Annotated in this window: 1 protein-coding gene; it reads left to right on the plus strand. The window is 48.1% G+C overall.

Translation table 11 applies throughout. From position 1 onward, the window contains the following. The coding region (locus tag R7Z77_RS26730; RefSeq protein ID WP_318137221.1) for an ATP-grasp domain-containing protein at window positions 1–607 on the plus strand (607 nt) is incomplete at both ends.

Below are 607 nucleotides of genomic sequence, written 5' to 3' on the forward strand. Positions count from 1 at the left end.
AACAAGACTTGCGTCGTTACTTCAACGAAGCAGTAAGTGTATCGAATGAATCTCCAGTTCTACTAGACCGATTCCTAGATGATGCAACAGAAGTGGATATCGACGCTATCTGTGACGGTGAGCGCGTGGTTATCGGCGGTATCATGGAGCACATTGAGCAAGCAGGCGTTCACTCTGGTGACTCTGCATGTTCGCTTCCTGCTTACACACTAAGCCAAGAAATCCAAGACAAGATGCGTGAGCAAGTTGAGAAGCTGGCGTTCGAACTTGGTGTTCGTGGCCTGATGAACACGCAGTTCGCAGTAAAAGACAACGAAGTTTACCTAATCGAAGTAAACCCGCGTGCTGCACGTACGGTTCCATTCGTATCGAAAGCGACAGGCGCACCACTAGCGAAAATCGCTGCACGTGTAATGGCGGGTCAATCTCTGGAATCACAAGGTTTCACTAAAGAGATTATTCCACCTTACTACTCAGTCAAAGAAGTCGTTCTACCTTTCAATAAGTTCCCTGGCGTTGACCCTCTATTGGGTCCTGAAATGCGCTCAACAGGTGAAGTGATGGGTGTTGGTGCAACGTTTGCAGAAGCTTACGCAAAAGCAGAGCT

It is taken from the genome of Vibrio sp. 1401, from assembly GCF_033340295.1.